General features: G+C 74.9%; 18 protein-coding genes. 7 read left to right on the top strand and 11 right to left on the bottom strand.

What is annotated here, in order from left to right; all coding sequences use genetic code 11:
* The first annotated feature begins 9 nt into the window (after positions 1 to 9).
* On the top strand, positions 10 to 933 hold the full coding sequence (locus AB0B02_RS24035; protein WP_357303656.1) for a 5'-3' exonuclease: 924 nt from the start codon (positions 10 to 12) through the stop codon (positions 931 to 933).
* 106 nt (positions 934 to 1,039) lie between these two features.
* Here the strand turns inward: AB0B02_RS24035 and AB0B02_RS24030 are convergent, their stop codons facing one another.
* Complete coding sequence (locus AB0B02_RS24030) at positions 1,040 to 1,993, bottom strand: MHYT domain-containing protein (protein WP_357303653.1); 954 nt, start codon at positions 1,991 to 1,993, stop codon at positions 1,040 to 1,042.
* A 165-nt stretch (positions 1,994 to 2,158) separates the two neighbouring features.
* Positions 2,159 to 4,939, bottom strand: a complete 2,781-nt coding sequence (locus AB0B02_RS24025; RefSeq protein WP_281940785.1) for a DEAD/DEAH box helicase — start codon at positions 4,937 to 4,939, stop codon at positions 2,159 to 2,161.
* Between the two features lie 86 nt (positions 4,940 to 5,025).
* Between AB0B02_RS24025 and AB0B02_RS24020 the strand changes: the two genes are divergently transcribed.
* Together AB0B02_RS24020 and AB0B02_RS24015 are read left to right on the top strand one after the other, a co-directional pair.
* Positions 5,026 to 5,790, top strand: coding sequence for an HAD-IA family hydrolase (locus AB0B02_RS24020; RefSeq protein WP_281940783.1), 765 nt, complete (start codon positions 5,026 to 5,028; stop codon positions 5,788 to 5,790).
* A gap of 99 nt (positions 5,791 to 5,889) precedes the next feature.
* Entirely contained in the window at positions 5,890 to 6,816 is a 927-nt protein-coding gene (locus tag AB0B02_RS24015; RefSeq protein WP_357303649.1) for an EamA family transporter, read from the top strand.
* Here AB0B02_RS24015 and AB0B02_RS24010 read toward each other — a convergent pair.
* Positions 6,779 to 7,705, bottom strand: a complete 927-nt coding sequence (locus AB0B02_RS24010) for a diacylglycerol kinase (RefSeq protein WP_281940781.1) — start codon at positions 7,703 to 7,705, stop codon at positions 6,779 to 6,781. The two genes, AB0B02_RS24015 and AB0B02_RS24010, sit on opposite strands and share 38 nt — an antisense overlap.
* Before the next feature lie 95 nt (positions 7,706 to 7,800).
* Here AB0B02_RS24010 and AB0B02_RS24005 point away from each other — a divergent pair, with 95 nt between their 5' ends.
* Positions 7,801 to 8,547 carry a hypothetical protein gene (locus tag AB0B02_RS24005; RefSeq protein ID WP_281940780.1) on the top strand — a complete coding sequence of 249 codons (747 nt, stop codon included), beginning with the start codon at positions 7,801 to 7,803 and terminating at the stop codon, positions 8,545 to 8,547.
* Between the two features lie 56 nt (positions 8,548 to 8,603).
* On the opposite strand, the gene AB0B02_RS24000 is transcribed toward AB0B02_RS24005, so the two are convergent.
* Together AB0B02_RS24000 and AB0B02_RS23995 are read right to left on the bottom strand one after the other, a co-directional pair.
* Complete coding sequence (locus AB0B02_RS24000; protein ID WP_107155602.1) at positions 8,604 to 9,254, bottom strand: fasciclin domain-containing protein; 651 nt, start codon at positions 9,252 to 9,254, stop codon at positions 8,604 to 8,606.
* A gap of 103 nt (positions 9,255 to 9,357) precedes the next feature.
* A complete protein-coding gene (locus AB0B02_RS23995; RefSeq protein WP_281940779.1) occupies positions 9,358 to 10,056 on the bottom strand; it encodes a hypothetical protein in 699 nt (232 codons plus the stop codon).
* A 151-nt stretch (positions 10,057 to 10,207) separates the two neighbouring features.
* Here AB0B02_RS23995 and AB0B02_RS23990 point away from each other — a divergent pair, with 151 nt between their 5' ends.
* On the top strand, positions 10,208 to 11,092 hold the full coding sequence (locus AB0B02_RS23990) for an ABC transporter substrate-binding protein (protein ID WP_281940778.1): 885 nt from the start codon (positions 10,208 to 10,210) through the stop codon (positions 11,090 to 11,092).
* Between the two features lie 80 nt (positions 11,093 to 11,172).
* Here the strand turns inward: AB0B02_RS23990 and tatC are convergent, their stop codons facing one another.
* The 5 genes from tatC to AB0B02_RS23965 form a co-directional block, all read right to left on the bottom strand.
* Complete coding sequence (gene tatC, locus AB0B02_RS23985) at positions 11,173 to 12,126, bottom strand: twin-arginine translocase subunit TatC (RefSeq protein WP_281940776.1); 954 nt, start codon at positions 12,124 to 12,126, stop codon at positions 11,173 to 11,175.
* A gap of 20 nt (positions 12,127 to 12,146) precedes the next feature.
* The gene (tatA, locus tag AB0B02_RS23980) at positions 12,147 to 12,467 is read right to left on the bottom strand and encodes a Sec-independent protein translocase subunit TatA (protein ID WP_281940775.1); all 321 of its coding nucleotides are present in this window, start codon (positions 12,465 to 12,467) and stop codon (positions 12,147 to 12,149) included.
* 188 nt (positions 12,468 to 12,655) lie between these two features.
* On the bottom strand, positions 12,656 to 12,904 hold the full coding sequence (locus AB0B02_RS23975; protein ID WP_281940774.1) for a hypothetical protein: 249 nt from the start codon (positions 12,902 to 12,904) through the stop codon (positions 12,656 to 12,658).
* A 9-nt stretch (positions 12,905 to 12,913) separates the two neighbouring features.
* A complete protein-coding gene (locus AB0B02_RS23970) occupies positions 12,914 to 13,924 on the bottom strand; it encodes a YafY family protein (RefSeq protein ID WP_281940773.1) in 1,011 nt (336 codons plus the stop codon).
* On the bottom strand, positions 13,921 to 14,919 hold the full coding sequence (locus tag AB0B02_RS23965) for a WYL domain-containing protein (RefSeq protein ID WP_281940772.1): 999 nt from the start codon (positions 14,917 to 14,919) through the stop codon (positions 13,921 to 13,923). The genes AB0B02_RS23970 and AB0B02_RS23965 overlap by 4 nt, the downstream gene beginning before the upstream one ends.
* 126 nt (positions 14,920 to 15,045) lie before the next feature.
* On the opposite strand from AB0B02_RS23965, the gene AB0B02_RS23960 reads away from it, so the two are divergent.
* Positions 15,046 to 16,035 (top strand): cation diffusion facilitator family transporter, encoded by a 990-nt coding sequence (locus AB0B02_RS23960; RefSeq protein ID WP_281940770.1) that lies wholly within the window; start codon positions 15,046 to 15,048, stop codon positions 16,033 to 16,035.
* 44 nt (positions 16,036 to 16,079) lie between these two features.
* Complete coding sequence (locus AB0B02_RS23955; RefSeq protein WP_281940768.1) at positions 16,080 to 17,165, top strand: DUF3866 family protein; 1,086 nt, start codon at positions 16,080 to 16,082, stop codon at positions 17,163 to 17,165.
* A gap of 20 nt (positions 17,166 to 17,185) precedes the next feature.
* Here the strand turns inward: AB0B02_RS23955 and AB0B02_RS23950 are convergent, their stop codons facing one another.
* Entirely contained in the window at positions 17,186 to 17,410 is a 225-nt protein-coding gene (locus AB0B02_RS23950) for a hypothetical protein (protein WP_281940766.1), read from the bottom strand.
* Positions 17,411 to 17,429: the final 19 nt, after the last annotated feature.

Genomic DNA, 17,429 nt, shown 5'->3' with positions numbered 1-17,429 from the left:
CTGGTCGGCGTGGCACACCGACCCCCGATCCTGCTGATCGACTCCCCCAGCCTCTACTTCCGCGCCTACTTCGGCATTCCCGAGTCGGCCGCGAAGACGGGCGACGGCCAGCCGGTCAACGCCGTACGCGGCTTCCTCGACATGCTCGCCCAACTGGTGCGCACCCGCCGGCCGGACCGGATGATCTGCACGCTGGACCACGACTGGCGGCCGGCCTGGCGGGTGGAGCTGCTGCCGTCGTACAAGGCGCACCGGGTCGCGCCGCAGGGCGGCGAGGTCGTGCCGGACACGCTCTCCCCGCAGGTGCCGATGATCCTCGAGGTGCTCGACGCGCTCGGCGTCCCGGCGGTCGGCGCGACCGGCTACGAGGCCGACGACGTGTTGGGCACGCTCTCGGTGACCCAGCCGGGGCCGGTCGAGGTGGTCTCCGGCGACCGCGACCTGTTCCAGCTCGTCGACGACGACCACCCGACACGTCTGCTCTACGTCGGGCGGGGCGTGGCCAAGCTGGACGACTGCGACGACGCCGCGGTGCGGGCCCGCTACGGCGTGCCCGCCGACCGGTACGCCGACTTCGCCGCGCTGCGCGGCGACCCGAGCGACGGCCTGCCGGGCGTTCCCGGGGTGGGTGAGAAGACCGCCGCCCGGTTGATCGACCGTTACGGCGGCCTCGACGGCATCCTGGCCGCGCTCGACGATCCCGCTTCCGGCTTCGCGCCGGGCCTGCGCGGCAAGCTCGACGCCGCCCGCGACTACCTGGCCGTGGCGCCCAAGGTGGTCCGCGTCGCCACCGACGTGCCGCTGCCCGAGCTGGACCCGACGCTGCCGACGGCCCCGGCCGACCCGGACCGACTGCTCGACCTGGCGCAGCGCTGGAACCTGGCCGGCTCCTGCCGACGCCTGGTCGACGCGCTCGCCACCCCCCGCCCCTGACCCACCCCTCCCGCCCCACGCTGTTTGACGGAAAGAGTGGCCATTCCGAGCGGGATGGCCACTCGTTCCGTCAATCAGTGCCCCGGGCACTGGGGGCGGGGGCAGGTCAGGGGCGTCGGTCGGTGTTGCGGCGGGAGGGGAACTGCGCGCCTGGCTGGGCCAGCGTCGACCGGGCCCGCAGGCCGACCGGGTCCGGCGTCGCGGGGGGCGGTGTCGAGGAGGCCGGTGCCGACCGGGCGCGCAGGCCCACCGGGTCCGGCGCCGGTTCGGCCTCGGCCACCGGCGACGCGCCGTCCAGCCGTGCCGCCACGTACGCGGCACCGGCCCGGTCGTCGTCGGACGGCGCGGCGAGCAACGCGTAGACCAGCCCGACCACGCCGAAGACCACCGCGAGCACGATCGGCACCAGCAGGCCGCTGACCTCGGTGCCGCCGGTGGCCACGCCCCGGCCCTCGTGCAGGTGCACCGACAGCGCGCTCATGCCGGTGAAGTGCATGCCGTTCACGGCGATGCCCATGACCAGCGCGGAGGCGATGATGGCGACGCCGCGCCGGACGGTCATCGCCAGCCAGAGCGCCACCGTGGCGGCCACCAGCGCGATCACCACGGAGAGCGTCACCCGCAGCGGGTCGTAGCCGAGCGTGCCGTCCAGCCGCATCGCCGCCATGCCGGTGTAGTGCATGGCGGCCACCCCGGCGCCGGTGAAGAAGCCGCCGGCGAGCAGCCGGGTCGCGGTGAGCCGGCCGGTGCCCACGACGGCCAGGCCGATGCCGACCGCGCCCATCGCGATCACCGTGCTGGCGGCGGTCAGCGGCACGTCGTAGCGGATCCGGGTGCCGGTGACCGCGAAGCCGAGCATGGCCATGAAGTGCATCGCCCAGATGGCGGTGCCGCCCAGCGCCCAGGCGGCGAGCAGACCCCACCAGGCCCGCTGGCCGGCGCCGGTGGCGGTCCGGATCCGCCCCGCGCAGACCAGTCCGAGCGCCGAGCCGAGCACGGACAGCGCGTAGCTGAGCGCGGGTGTGATCCACCCGTACTCGAAATGATTGATCTCGCCCACGGTGACCTTCCCCCGATCCGCTGCCGACGCGTGACCCGACGCGCCCCGGCAATGATCCGGCAGCGTCTGACCAGGCATGACGGCGGCCCCCTCATGTTCGAGGGGTGCCGTCGCGACGACGCAGCGATGCGTCGATTTCCTTCCGGCGGTGACCGAAAGTGATCGTCAGGCGGAGGCGTGATAGGCCAGGACGCCCCGGTTCACGGCCGAGATCGCCTGCCGCGCGGTGGACCGCAGCCCGGTCGACGCGCCGCCCGAGTCGGCGAGCTGGCCGAGCAGGTCGACCACCTGCCGGGCCCACCGGACGAAGTCGCCGGCCGGCATCTCGCCGTCGATCTGGTGCCCGCTGGCGAGCACCTTGGCCAACGCCTCCCCGCGCGCCCACCGGTAGATCGGCCAGGCGAAGCCGAGATCCGGCTCGCGGGTGACGGCCAGGCCGCGGGCCGCCTCGTCCGCCTCGATGTCACCCCACAGCTTCAGCGTCTCGTCGACCGCGTCGCCGACCGCGCCGCGCGGCAGCGACGCCCGCTCGTCGACGTCCCGCCGGGCCTCGAAGACCACCACCGACACGGCGGCGGCCAGCTCGGCCGGGGACAGCCCGTCCCACACCCGGCGGCGCAGGCACTCGGCGACCAGCAGGTCGGCCTCGGTCCAGATCCGGGCCAGCATCCGGCCGGCGTCGGTGACCTCACCGTCGGGGGCCAGGTAGCCGCGCGCGGTCAGCAGCGCCACGATCCGGTCGAACGTCCGGGCCAGGGAGCCCGTCCGCCCGCTGACCCGCTGCCGCAGCTCCTCGGTGTCGCGCTCCAACCGGCGGCGGCGCTCCGCCCAGCGGGCGTGCTCCTCCCGGTCGGGGCAGGCGTGGCAGGGATGCCCGCGCAGCTCGACGCGGAGCTGGCTGAGCCGGTGGTCCTCCCCCACCGCCTGGCGGGACCGACCGCCGCGCCGGCCGCCGTGCCGGTCCAGCCCGGTGCCGCTGACCGCGGCGGCCAGGTCGCGCCGGGCCGCCGGGGACCGGTGGTTGAAGTGCTTCGGGACCCGGATCCGGGTGAGCACCTCGGCCGGGGTGGTGAAGTCGCCGGGGCTGACCCGGCCGGCCCAGCGGTCCTGGGTGAGCACCAGCGGGCGCGGCTCCCCGAACCCACCGGTCGCCGGGTCGAGGACCACGGCCAGGCCGGCCCGCCGCCCGGACGGCACCCGGATCACGTCACCGACCCGCAGCCGCTCCAGCGACGCGACGGCCGCCGCCTTGCGCTGGGTCTGCCCCTGCCGGGCGATGGCCCGCTCCCGGTCGGCGATCGCCACCCGCAGCGCGAAGTACGCGTCGAAGTCGCCCTGATGGCAGGTCGCCTCCGCGCCGTACGCCTCGATCGTCTCGGTGTTGCGCTGCACCTGCCGCGCCAGGCCGACCACCGAGCGGTCCGCCTGGAACTGGGCGAACGAGGACTCCAGCAGCTCCCGGGCGGGCGCCGCGCCGACGCTGCCGACCAGGTTGACGGCCATGTTGTAGGACGGCCGGAAGCTGGACCGCAGCGGATAGGTGCGGGTGGAGGCGAGGCCGGCCACGTGCCGGGGGTCGGTCTCCGGCGACCAGACCACCACCGCGTGCCCCTCCACGTCGATGCCCCGCCGGCCGGCCCGGCCGGTGAGCTGGGTGTACTCCCCCGGGGTGAGGTCGACGTGGGCCTCACCGTTGAACTTGACCAGGCGCTCCAGCACCACGCAGCGGGCCGGCATGTTGATGCCCAGCGCGAGCGTCTCGGTGGCGAAGACGGCCTTGACCAGGCCGCGGACGAACAGCTCCTCGACGACCTCCTTGAACGCGGGCAGCATGCCGGCGTGGTGGGCGGCGAGCCCACGCTCCAGCCCGTCGAGCCACTCCCAGTAGCCCAGCACGGACAGGTCCTCACCCGGGATCGCGGTGACCTTGGACTCGACCACGCGGCGGATCTCGGCGCGCTCGTCGGGCGAGGTCAGCCGCAGCCCGGCGGCGAGGCACTGCTGCACGGCGGCGTCGCAGCCGGCCCGGCTGAAGATGAACAGGATGGCCGGGAGCAGCCCTTCCCGGTCGAGCCGGTCGACGATGTCCGGGCGCATCGGGCCCCGCCAGCGGGGGCCACGCCGCCCGCCGCCGGGGCCGGCGCTGCGTCCCTCACCCAGTTCCAGCCGGCGCACCGTGTCCCGGGTGTGACGCAGCAGCTCGGGGTGGACGTCGTGCTTGCGGGCCGCGTCGGCGTCGTGGAACAGGTCGAACATGCGCTTGCCGACCAGCATGTGCTGCCAGAGCGGCACCGGCCGGTGCTCGGAGACCACCACCGCGGTCTCGCCGCGCACGGTGACCAGCCAGTCGGCGAACTCCTCGGCGTTGGAGACGGTGGCCGACAGCGAGACCAGGGTCACCGACTCCGGCAGGTGGATGATCACCTCTTCCCACACGCCGCCCCGGAACCGGTCGGCCAGGTAGTGCACCTCGTCCATCACCACGTAGGCGAGGCCCTCGAGCGTGGCCGAGCCGGCGTAGAGCATGTTGCGCAGCACCTCGGTGGTCATCACCACCACGGGCGCGTCCCCGTTGATCGCGTTGTCGCCGGTGAGCAGGCCGACCTGCGCGACGCCGTAGCGGTCGACCAGGTCGTGGTACTTCTGGTTGGACAGCGCCTTGATCGGCGTGGTGTAGAAGCACTTGCGCCGCACCGCCGGCCCGTCACCACCAGGGGTGCCGCGCAGCGCCAGGTGCACGGCGAACTCGCCCACCACCGTCTTGCCGGCGCCGGTGGGCGCGCAGACCAGCACGCCGCTGCCCCGCTCCAGGGCCTCGCACGCCTCCCGCTGGAAGTCGTCGAGGTCGAACCCGAGATCGCGGGAGAATTCGTCCAGGGCCGGGAAGGCGGAGGCCTGCGCGGCCCGGCGGCGCGCCGCGGCGTACCGCTCGGCGGGGCTCGACATGCATCCAAGATTAATCGGTACCGCCGACGACCACCGGTCAAGGCCGTCCGGCAGGGCCGTCGGAGCGGGTCGGTAGGGTGCACGACGTGCCGGACCGTACCGAACTGCCCCACGCCTCGCGCGGCGCCGACGACGCCGTCCGCCCGAGCCCGTCCCGCCGCCCCGTGGAGGCGGTGCTCTTCGACTTCCACGGCACCCTCGCCCAGGTGGAGGAGCCGCTGGCCTGGGTGCGCGCCGCCGCGGCCGCCTGCGGGGTCGAACTGGACCGGATCAAGGCCACCTCGCTCGCCGACCGGCTGCTCACCGCCGGCCGGGCCGGCGGTCCGCTGCCGGCCCGGGTGCCGCCCCGGCTGGCCGAGCTGTGGGCCGACCGCGACCTCTACCCGCACGCCCACCGGGAGGCCTACACCGGGCTGGCCGAGACCGTCGACGCCGGCATCGACGGGCTCGCCGACGCGCTCTACGAGCGGGTGCTGGTGCCCGAGGGCTGGCTGCCGTACCCGGACACCGCGCCGGTGCTCGGCGCGCTGCGGGCCGCCGGGGTCAAGGTGGCGGTGGTCAGCAACATCGGCTTCGACCTGCGACCACTCTTCACCGCCTGGGACCTCGACGCGCTTGTCGACGCGTACGCGCTGTCGTACGAGGTGGGGCGCTGCAAGCCGGACCCGGGCATCTTCCTGCGGGCCTGCGGGCTGCTCGGCGTCGACCCGGAGCACACGCTGATGGTGGGCGACACCCCGGCCGACGCCGGCGCGGTGGCGGCCGGCTGCGGCGTGCTGGTGCTGCCGTGCGCCGAGCCCGGCCGGCCGAACGGGCTGGGCGCGGTGCTCGACCTGGCCGGCATCCGGTGACCGGCCACGCGTCGGGCCGTCAAGCTGGCCGCGCGGCGGAGCGTCGGGCCGGCCGCCCTGCGGAGCACCGGGGCCGACGTGCCCGGCCCGATGTCCGGCATGCCGGCTGAGGTCAGCGGCGGCACCGCCCGGCACCCCCCACCGCCGGGCCGGCTCGGTGGGGTGGCGCTGGTGCTCGGTGGGGCGTTGTCCGTGCAGTTCGGCTCCGCGCTGGCCGCGTCGTTGTTCCCGCGTACCGGGGTGGCCGGGGCGGTCACGCTGCGGCTCACTCTCGGCGCGCTGCTGATGCTCGTCGTGTGCCGGCCCCGGCTGCGCGGGCACCGGCGCGGCGACTGGGCCGCCGTGGTCGCGTTCGGGCTGGCCCTGGCCGGCATGAACTCGATCTTCTACCAGGCGATCGAACGGATCCCGCTCGGGCCGGCCGTGACGCTGGAGGTGCTCGGACCGTTGGCGCTCTCCGTGGTCGGGGCGCGCCGGGTCGCCGCGTGGTGCTGGGCCGGGCTGGCGCTGGCCGGCGTCGCCCTGCTCGGGCAGGGCGGCTTCGACCGGCTGGACCCCGTCGGCGCGGCGCTGGCGCTGGCGGCGGGCACGATGTGGGCGGCGTACATCGTCTGCTCGGCCCGGGTCGGCGCGCGGTTCCCCCGGGCCGACGGGCTGGCCCTGGCCCTCACCGTGGCGGCGCTTGTCACCCTGCCGATCGGGCTGGTCGACGCGGGCGGTCGGCTGACCCACCCGGCGGTGCTGGGGCTCGGCGCCGGGCTGGCGCTGCTCGCCTCGGTGCTGCCGTACAGCCTGGAGCTGGCGGCGCTGCGGCGGCTGCCCACCGCCACGTTCGCGGTGCTGATGAGCCTCGGACCGGCGATCGCCGCGCTGGCCGGCTGGCTGGTGCTCGGTCAGGCGCTGCACCCGGTCGAGGTGCTCGCCATCGCGCTGGTGGTGGCCGCGAGCGCGGGCGCGGTCCGCGCCGCCGCCCCACCACCGGCCGTGGTCAGCGCAGCAGCCGCAGCGCCGCCGGCACGGCGGTGACGGTCACCGGCAACGGGAACGCCCGCTCGCCGTCCACGTACGTGGTGATGCCGTCGGCGACCAACTCCACCGTCCGCGCCCGGTAGGTCCGCACCAGCGGGTGCGTGACGTGGGTGCCCCGGTAGATGCGGGGCTTGACCCGCATCAGCGTGCGCCTGTCGAAGCGACCGCCCACCACCACGTCCAGCAGCCCGTCGGTCGGGTCGGCGTCCGGGCAGATCCGCATGCCGCCGCCGTAGCTGGCCGCGTTGCCGACCGCGACCAGCACCGCGTCCACCTCGTGCGGCACGCCGTCGAGGGTGAGCCGGTAGCGGCGGGGGCGCAGCCGGGCCAGCTCGACCAGGATCGCCAGGTCGTAGCGGCGCCGACCGCGCGGCCAGCGCATCCGGTTGGCCCGCTCGTTGACGATCGCGTCGAAGCCGGCCGCGAGCACCGCACCGAACCAACGGTCGTCGTCGCCGGGCCGGGACAGCCGGGCCAGGTCCACCGGGCGGGTCCGGCCGGCGGCCAGCGCGGCGGCGATCACGTCGACGGCGGCGAGCGGGTCGGCCGGGTAGCCGGTGTCCACCGCGAAGTCGTTGCCGGTGCCGGCCGGGACCGGCCCGAACGGCACCGCCGTGCCGGCGACCGCCTGCACCGCACGGTGCACGGTGCCGTCGCCGCCGACCGAGACCAGCGCCCCGGCGCCGCCGGCCACCGCGGCGTGGCACGCCGCCTCCGCCTCCCCGGCGGTACGCGCGCGCAGCAGCTCCACAGGGCGGCCGGCGGCACCGAGGCGCGCCAGGACCTCCGGCAGCAGGCCCCGGTGCCGGCCCCGGGCGGCGGTCGGGTTGGCGAGCACGGCCACCGGGCCGGGCGGAACATGATCGGGCGCGGTCACGGCGAGCACGGTACGACACCGGGCGCACCGCCCACCAGGGGAGACACCGACGTCGGTGATCGACGGGGCCGCGGCGCGAACGACCGTACGGCATACTCCGCGCCATGCGTTCCCGCACGCTGATCGCCGTCCTCGCCCCGTTCGCGCTGGCCCCGTTCGTGCTGGCCGCCGGGCTGTGGTGGGCGCACCGGCCGGGCGAGACGCCCTGGCACGACAGCGCGGTCGCCGACGCGACCGAGACGGTCGACCGGCTGGAGAGCCGGTTCGATGTCGACCACCTCTACCAGGCCGACGAGTTCGTGCACGCCGCCGGGCAGGAGGAGGCGGTGGAGGTGCTCCAGGTGCGCGGCGAGACGCACTGGCAGACCGGGGTGACGTTGGTGCTGCGGGTGACCGGGCACGGCGTCGGCGTCAACGACTGGGGCGAGCGGGTCGAGGGCACCGAGCCGGTCTGCTTCCGGCTGAACCTCGGCCCCGAACGGGACGACCGCGACGACGACATCGACTGCCCCACCGGCGACCCGCTGCCGGTCCCCCGGGACCCGTCCCTCACCGGCGTCGACGCCCGGCTCCGGGCGGCGCTCACCCGGTCCGGCCCCGACGAGGCCGCGGTCCGTGCCGCCGTGGCCGGCCTGGAACTCGACCCGGCCGTGCGGCAGGAGATCGCTGTGCGGGGCGGCACGGTCGGCGTGGCGCTGCGGGCCAGCCAGTACGACTGCCTACTCGCCCGCGTCGGCCCGACGGGCGCCGCCGAGACGTGGCGGCCCTCCCACGTCCAGCTCGCCCCCGGTGAGCTGAGCTGTTCCGCCGGGCTGGCGTTGAGCAGCCAGTTCGGCCACTCCGTCCGCTGACCGGCGACACGACGACGGCGCCCGGCACGGAGCCGGACGCCGTCGGAAGGGCGCTGTCAGGGCAGGTCGACCGGGCGCAGCACCCGGTCCACCGCGTGGGCGATCTGCTTGTTGCCCTTGTTGATGTCGTAACGGACCACCCGCGCGTCACGGTCGTTGGTGTCCGCGTCGACCAGGCGCACCTGCTTGCCGTACCAGCAGTGCCGCACGTCGACCTCGACGGAGGCGCCGAGCGCGGTCGACAGCTCCGCGCCGTCGGCCTTCAGCGCCGCCTTCCGGTCGATCGTGGCGCCCGGCACCACGTGGTAGAGCAGCACGTTCTCCACGGTGTCCACACCCAGGCCGGCGACCCCGTCGAACGCGGCCTTCTCGCTCGGCAGCGTGCGCGCGTGGGTGATGTCGCGGACCAGCTCGCGGAACGCGTAGTCGTTCGGCACGAACGCGGTCAGCGCGACCGTGCCGTCGGTGAGCACCTTCACCGGCGAGTTCGGCTTCGCCTCCAACACGGTCAGGACCGCCTTGGTGAGCACGTCGAAGTCCCGCGCGTTGCGGTCGAAGCCGCTCTTGTCGGCGGTGAGCACCGCGGCCAGCGAACGCGTACCGGGCTGCTTCGCGCCGGCCTGGGCGGGCGCGGCGGCGACGGCGGTGGCCACCGCCGCGGCCGTGGCACCCACGGCCAGCCGGGCGGCGAGACGAGCGATGTTCATCGGGGAGCCTTTCGTCGAGGCGACCAGGTCCGTGACTGTCGTCACGACCCTTGCTTCGCCCGCACCGTCCCCGATGGATGCACCCGCGTCGCAACTCCTCCGATCAGCGCACCACCAGCCGCCTGCTCACCGACGGCACCCCGTCGCCCTTGACCTTGAGCGTCCAGTTCCCGGCCGCGCCCAGGGCCACCACCGTCTCGGCGGTGCCGTTCGGCTCCGCCTTCAGCTCGGCGATCCGCTTGCCGTCCGGATTGAGCACGTACAGCGTCCGGGCACCGGCGGTCTTGTTGGTCACCTTCAGCGAGAGCTTCTCGCCGGGCTCGGCGATCAGCCCGTCCGCGCCGGTGAGCGTGTCACCGGTCAGCTCGATGGCGACCGCCCGGTCGTACGCGGTCTCGGCCGCGGCGCTGGCCACGTTCCCGTCGTCGGAGACGGTGATCCGGGTCCGCACCCCGTCGCCCTGCCGGCCCGGCTTGCAGGCCACCTCGTAGGAGCCGGTGGCGAGCGTGGCGCGCAGGTCGCCGCTGCGGCCCGCCGGCACGTCGGCCACCTCGGCGATCACCTTGGTGAAGCCGTCGCCCTCCCGTCCGTAGACGTAGACGCCGGTGGCCTGCTGCCCCCGGTTGGTCACGGTGAAGGTCACCGTGCCGGGGGTGAACAGCGTGGTGGTGACCTCGCAGCTGGTGTCGGTGGCGGTCACCGGGACCTGCTCGCCCTTCGGCGCGGGCTCGTCGTCGCCGCAGGCGGTCAGCGCGGTGGCGGCACAGAGGACGGTCAGGACGGCGGCGGTACGGCTTTTCATCGGGGCTCTCCGGAGCGGAGGTCAGCGCGCTGACCGGGACGGGGCGTGGGACTCGGCGAAGTCAGCAGAGTCTAAGCGGGCCGGCGGCGGCGGCAAGGCCCGAGGGCGACTCGAATGTGCAGCCGCGCGCCGGCCCGGCATGATGGGCGGCATGCGTCTGGTCTCCCTGCTCCCGTCCGCCACCGAGATCGTCTACGCGCTGGGCCTCGGCGACGACCTGGTCGGGGTGACGTTCGAGTGTGAGGTGCCGCCGTCGTACCGGGCCGGCGTCACGGTGGTGGTGGGTGGTCGGGACACCCGCGGCATGAGCCCCGGTGAGATCGACGCGTACGTCCGGGAACGGGTCGCCGCCGGCGACGACCTGTACACGTTGCACGCCGGCGCGCTGGCCGGGTTGGACCCGGACCTGATCCTCACCCAGGACCTGTGCCGGGTCTGCGCGCTGCCGTCCGGCCGGGTGGCCGACGCCGTCGACCATCTCGGCGCGCGGGCGGAGGTGCTGTCGCTCGACCCGTACACGCTCGACGACGTGCTGGGCACGATCCGCGCGGTGGGCGCGGCGGCCCGGGTGCCGGACCGCGCCGAGGCCCTGGTGGACGGCCTGCGCGCCCGGCTGGCGGCGATCCGGTCGGCGGTCGCCGGCCGGCCCCGGCGGCGGGTCGCCGTGGTCGAGTGGGTGGACCCGCCGTTCGGCGCCGGGCACTGGATCCCGGACCTGGTGGACGTCGCCGGCGGCGAGCCGGTGGCCACCAGTGCGGGGGCCCGGTCCACGCCGACGACCTGGGCGGAGCTGCGTGCCGCCGAGCCGGAGGTGGTGCTGGTCGCGCCGTGCGGCTTCCGGCTGGACGGGGCCGCCGACCAGGCCGGCGCGGTGGCCGGGCACTTCCCGGGCGCGGAGGTCTGGGCGGTGGACGCGGACGCGCTCATCGTGCGGGCCGGTCCCCGCCTGGTCGACGGCGCCGAGGCGATCGCCGCGATCCTGCACCCCGACGCCGTCGCGCCGCTGTCCCCCACCGCCGCCCGCCGGGTGGCCTGAGCCCCGATCCACCCCATCTCCCGCAACGGGCGAACGCCGCCCCCGAGCAGCGGGGACGGCGTTCGGGACGGGCGGAAGGGTCAGGTCATGTCGTCGTAGCGGCGCTCGATCGGCGCCGGCGCGGCGACCGGCTCGGGGGCCGCGACCGGGGCGGACGCCTCGATCCGGGCGCCGGTCGGCACCGGCTCGTCGGACAGGTCCAGCGGCGACACCTCGTCGTCGTCGATGCCTGCGTAGACCTCGCGCCCACGTCCACGCCGTTTGTCGTTGAGGAACGCCAACCCCACCGCGCCGAAGTAGAGCGCGGAGAGGCAGAACGCCAGCGCCGTCATGCCGAACGGGTCCGGCGTCGGCGTGACCACCGCGGAGAACGCGAAGAACACGAAGATCGCCACACGCCACCAGCTCAGCAGCCGCTTCGCGCTGGCCAGGCCGACGAAGTTGAGCATCAGCACGATCAGCGGGAACTCGAACGCCACCCCGAACAGCAGGATCAGGTTGGTGACAAACCCGATGTAGCGGGTGATGTCGAGCGTGGTGGTGACGTCACCGCCGCCGGAGACGTCGAGCAGGAACTCCAGGCCCTTGGAGGTGACGAAGAACGCCAGCACCGCACCGGCCGCGAACAGCGGCGCCGCCAGGGCGGTAAAGAAGTAGGCGTAGCGCCGCTCGTGTCGGTGCAGGCCAGGCGCGATGAACGCCCAGAGCTGGTAGAGCCAGATCGGTGCCGCGATGATCAGGCCGACCCAGAGGGAGACCTTCATCTGCAGCAGGAACAGGTCGGCGGGACCGAGCTGCACGAAGTTGCAGTCGCCGTTGATCAATCGCGCCTTGGGCAGGTCGCAGTAGGGCTTCTGCAGCAGGTGCATCACCGGCCCGGACAGCCAGACGCCGAAGCCGAAGCCGAACAGGATCGCCAGTGAGGCCCGGAACAGGCGGTTACGCAGCTCGCGGATGTGCTCGATGAGCGTCATCGAGCCGTCGGCGGCGCGCGCGAACGTGCTCGGCCCGCGCTTCTTCAACCCGAAGGCCACGGTGATGAGGCCCCTTCGGATCAGTTCTCGCGGACGCGCTGCACCGGGTCGACCGGCGGGGCGACCGGCTGCTGCGGCTGCGGAGCATACTGCTGCTGGGGCTGCGCGTACTGCTGCTGGCCCTGGACCGGCTGCTGCGGCGGGAGAGGCTGGTAGGCGGCCTGCGCGTCGGCCTTCTCGGCCAGGTCACGGTCGTCGTCGTGCAGGCTCTTCGTCTCGGCCTTGATGATCCGCAGCGAACGGCCCAGCGAGCGGGCCGCGTCCGGGAGCCGCTTCGCGCCGAACAGCAGGATCAGCACGACCACGAGTACGGCGATGTGCCACGGCTTGAGGGCACCCATGGGAAGCTCCAGTCGCTCTGTGTCGGTGGTGAGGTGGGTCGCCGCCCATCGTACGTGCGTCGCAGCGGCTTGCCACCCCTGCCGGGCCCGCTGGTGCCGACCCGGTCGGTGAAGTCTCGGCCAACCCGAAGTGTCCCGTCAACCACCCGTCCCGGCGCATTCGGGTGGGAAACGGCACGCGTCGATCACTACTCCCCGCGCTTGGCCTTGATCAACGTGATCCGCTCCTGCGCGACGGTCGCCCGCTCCTGGAGCGCCTCGGCCCGCGCCTGCAACTCCTCGGCGGCCGAGCGCAGCGACTCCGCCTCGACGGCCCGGCGCTGCAACGCCACCGCCGACCGGCGCAGCCGGGACAGCCGGGCCACCACCGGGCGGACCGCCAGGGCCAGCACGACCAGCGCGAACAGCACGACCCCGAGCACGATCCACATCACCACGCGGTCAGCCTATCGGGTGACGCCGGTGGCCGCCGGATCGGCGGTGCCGGTCGGGACCGCGTACGCGTCCAGCGCGGCGACCGCCTGCGCGCGGACCTGCTCGGCCAGCTCGGCCGGGGCCACCACGGTCGCGTCCGGGCCCAGCCCGAGCACGAACCGGCGGGCCCAGCCGAGGTCGGTGACCCGCAGCGACACCAGCCACTGCTCGCCGTCGGCCTCGACCCGCTCGCACGGATAGTATTCGGTGATCCACCGCTCGCCCCGGCCGATCCGCAGCGTGATCAACGGCAGGTCGGCCGACGGCCGGAACACGCCGTCCCGCAGGTCGTGCGGGCGGGCCTGCGGCGGCACCACGGCCCGCTCCGGCAGCTCGGTGACCGCGTCGATCCGGTCGGCCCGGAACAGCCGGACCGCCTCGGCGCGGCGGCACCACGCCTCCACGTACGCGCGGCCGCCCACCGACAGCATCCGCAACGGGTCGATGGTGCGTTCGGTGGACTCGTCCCGCGCCGGCGTGTAGTAGGTGATCCGCAGCGCGCGGCCCCGCTCGACCGCGGCGCGCAGCTCCCGCACCCGGTCGGTGTCGCCGGGCAGCAGCACCTCCACCGGCGCGCCGCCCAGGTCACCGGCCGCGCTCTCGATCTTCGCCAGGGCCCGCTCCACCGCCTCCCGGTTGGCCACCCCGGGCGTCTCGGCGAGCATCCGCAGCGCCACCACCAGGGCCAACGCCTCGTCGGGGGTGAGCCGCAGCGGCCGGTCGATGCCGGCGTCGTAGGTGATCGTCACCCGGTCACCGTCGAACGCCATGTCGATCAGGTCACCGGGGCCGTAACCCGGCAGCCCGCACACCCAGAGCAGCTCCAGATCCTCCCGGAGCTGCCGCTCGGTCACGCCGAGGTCGTGCGCCGCCTCGGCGATCTCGATGCCGGGCCGGGCCAGCAGGTAGGGCACCAGGTTCAGCAGCCGGGCCAGCCGGTCGGCCGAGGCACGGCCGGCGCGGGCCGCCGCCGGCCGGGTCACCGGGCACCCCCGGCCACCGCCAGCTCGTCGTGCCGGGCCGCGACCTCCTTCAACCGTTGGATGACCGCCTCCCGGACCTCCGGCGGCTCCAGCACCCGCACGTCCGGGCCGTACCCGACGATCTGGCCGGCCAGGAACTCGGCGTCGGCGTACGGCAGCACCAGCCGGTCCCCGTCCGGCCCGGCGTGGCTCTCCACCGCCCAGCGGCGCAGTCCGGCGGCGCGGCCCGGCGTGACCAGCACGGTCGCCCGGCCGGTGCGCTCCACCGGCCCCGACCAGCGGGCCACGTGACTGATCAGGTCCACCCCGGCGGGCGGCTGGTAGGCCCCCGGCTCGCCGGTCGCCCGGACCGCGCCGACGACCCGGGAGAGCCGGAAGCAGCGGGTCGCCGCCCGGTCCAGGTCGTGACCGACCACGTACCACCGGCCGCGCCAGCACACCACGCCCCACGGCTGCACCCGGCGGCGGGTCGGCGCGTCCCGGTCCGGCACCCGGTAGTCGAAGGCGACCTCCCGGCGGTCCCGCGCGGCGGCGGTCAGCGGCGCGAACGCCGGGTCGACCGTCACCATCGGCTCCAGACCCAGGGTGGCCTGCGGGTCCACGTCGATGCCGGCGGCGCGCAGCTTCGCCAGCCCCGACGAGGCGGCGGCGGCCAGGCCGGCGTGCTGCCACAGCCGGGCCGCGATGCCCACCGCGGCGGCCTCGTCCGGTTCGAGCGGGATGTCGGGCAGCGCGTACTCCCGGTGGGCGATCCGGTAGCCCGGCTCGGCGTCGAAGACGCTTGCCGTGCCGGTCTCCAGCGGCACGCCCAGCTCCCGCAGCTCGGCCTTGTCGCGCTCGAACTTGCGCTGGAACGCCTCGTGGTCCTTGGCGTCGTCCGGGTCGTGCTCGTAGCCGGGCACGGTCGCGGCGATCTGGGCGGCGGTCAGGAAACGCCGCGTCGACAGCAGGCAGATCACCAGGTTGACCAGGCGTTCGGTACGGGTCCGGGACACGTACCGAACGCTAGCAGCCCGCGCGTCCGACGCGGGCACCCACGCGGGCGCGGCGCGCGGTCACCACCCGAGCGGCCCCTCCCGCCTCACCGCGCGGCCCCTCCGGACCGGCCATAGGGTGAGCCCATGGCGGAACCGGAAGTCAAGACCGAGAGCGTCGGCACCGTCGTGGTGGCCGGCGCGGCCAACCTCGCCATCGCGATCGCCAAGCTGGTCGCGGGCCTGCTCTCCGGCTCCGCGGCGATGCTCTCCGAGGCCGCCCACTCGGTCGCCGACACCACCACCGAGGTGCTGCTCTACCTGGCGCTGCGTCGCGGCGCGCGGCCCGCCGACCCCCGGCACCCGTTCGGGTACGGCAAGGAGAGCTACGTCTGGGCGTTCCTCGCCGCGCTGTTCACGTTCGTGGCCGGCGCCGGTTTCGCCATCACCCACGGCGTCACCACCATCCTCGTGCACGAACACACCGGCGACTACCTGGTCGCGTACGTGGTGCTGGCGATCTCGTTCGCCATCGAGTCGGTGTCGCTGGCCCGGGCCGTCCGGCAGGTGCGCGGCGAATCCCGGCGCTGGCGCACCACTCCCCGCCGCTACCTGCGGCTCACCGCCGACACCACGGTCAAGGCGGTCTTCCTGGAGGACAGCGCCGCGCTGATCGGCCTGCTCATCGCCGCCGCCGGGCTCACCCTGTCCCACCTCACCGGCGACGAACTCTACGACGGCGTCGCCTCCATCCTCATCGGCGTGCTGCTGCTGGTGGTCGCCGCGATCCTGGCCCACAGCAACATCTCGCTGCTGGTCGGCCGCGCCGTCTCGGAACGCACCCACCGGCAGATCGAGCAGGAGCTGGCCGCGCTGCCGACGGTCGACCGGGTCGACACGCTGATGACCATGTTCCTCGGCCCGGAGGACATCCTCGTCGCCGCCAAGGTCGACTTCCGCGACGACGCCACCGGCGCAGAGATCGAGGCCGCCGCCGACGAGGCGGAACGCCGACTCACCGGGCGGTTCCCGGAGATCGCGTACGTCTTCCTCGACCCCACCCGGTCCCGCGCCACCGGCCGGCGCGCCCGGACCACCCAGGACGAACCCGGTCGACCCGTCGACCAGGACGCCTGACCCGGCCGTCGCCCGCCCCGCCGCCGGCCGATAGGTTGCCGGTCATGGTGCGATGGCGGTCCGGCACGGTCACGACGGTACGACGACGGTGGGCCGGCGCCGTGGAACTCGACGTCGACCTGCCCGACGGTGCCCGGATGCGGGCCCTGGCCTACCCGGCGCTGGTCGGCGACCCGGCGCCCGGCGACCGCGTGCTGCTCAACGCCGGCGCGCTGCTGATGGGCCTCGGCACCGGCGGTTACGCCCTGGTCGTCGCGCTGCCCGACCGGCTCCCCGCCGACCCGCCGCAGGCCGGCGATAGCCGCGACGCCGGGCACCTCGTCAAGGCCCGCTACACGCCGCTGCAACCGATCCTGCTCGGCGTCGACGAGGAAGCCTCCCCGCACCACCACCGGCTGGCCACCGCCGAGTCCGTCGACGGCATGCCGGTGGTCACCGCCGACCTGCACTCCGCCCTGCCGGCGATCCTGGCCGGCGTGCACGCCGACGCCCCGCACGCCCGGGTCGCGTACCTGCTCACCGACGGCGGCGCGCTGCCCGCCTGGTTCTCCCGGACCCTCGCCGGCCTCGCCGGCCACCTCGCCGGCACGGTCAGCGTCGGCCAGGCGTTCGGCGGCGACCTGGAAGCCAGCACGCTGCACAGCGGCCTGCTCGCCGCCCGGCACGTGCTCCACGCCGACCTGGCGATCGTCGCCCAGGGGCCGGGCAACCTCGGCACCGGCACCCGCTGGGGCTTCTCCGGCGTCGCCGTCGGTGAGGCCGTCAACGCGGTCGCCACGCTGGGCGGACGCCCGGTCGGCTCACTGCGGATCTCCGACGCCGATCCCCGCCCCCGGCACCGCGGCGTCTCCCACCACAGCCTCACCGCGTACGGCCGGGTCGCGCTGGCCCCCGCGGAGCTGGTCGTGCCCGACGGCCTCGACCCGGAACTGGCGGCGGACGTGACGGCGGCGCTGGCACCACTCGCGGACCGGCATCGCGTCGTCACCGTGCCCACCGACGGCCTCGACGCGGCGCTGCGCGCCAGCCCGGTCGGGCTCTCGACGATGGGCCGCGGCCTCGATGCCGAGCACGCCTACTTCGTGGCCGCCGCCGCCGCCGGCCGGTACGCCGCCGGCCTGCTCGGCTGAGCCACCCCGCCGGCCCGGCCTCAGCCGAAGAAGACGATCAGCCCGATCCAGGCCGCCACGATCACCACCAGCGCGACCGCCATCGCCCACGTCGGCACCTTGTGGTCGCCGCGGCGGTTGCGCGCGATCTCGGCGCGGATCTTCTCCCGCCGCCGGTCGATCCAGTTGAGTTTCTCGGCGCCGCCGTCCCGCTCGCGGCCGGAGGTCTGGCCGCGCTCGCGGCCCTGCGGTTCGGAAGTGTCCATGGCCGGGCCAGCCTACCGG

Origin of the sequence: Micromonospora sp. NPDC049240, assembly GCF_040647835.1 — a bacterium.
Lineage (GTDB): Bacteria > Actinomycetota > Actinomycetes > Mycobacteriales > Micromonosporaceae > Micromonospora.
This window is presented reverse-complemented; position numbering and strand designations above follow the sequence as displayed.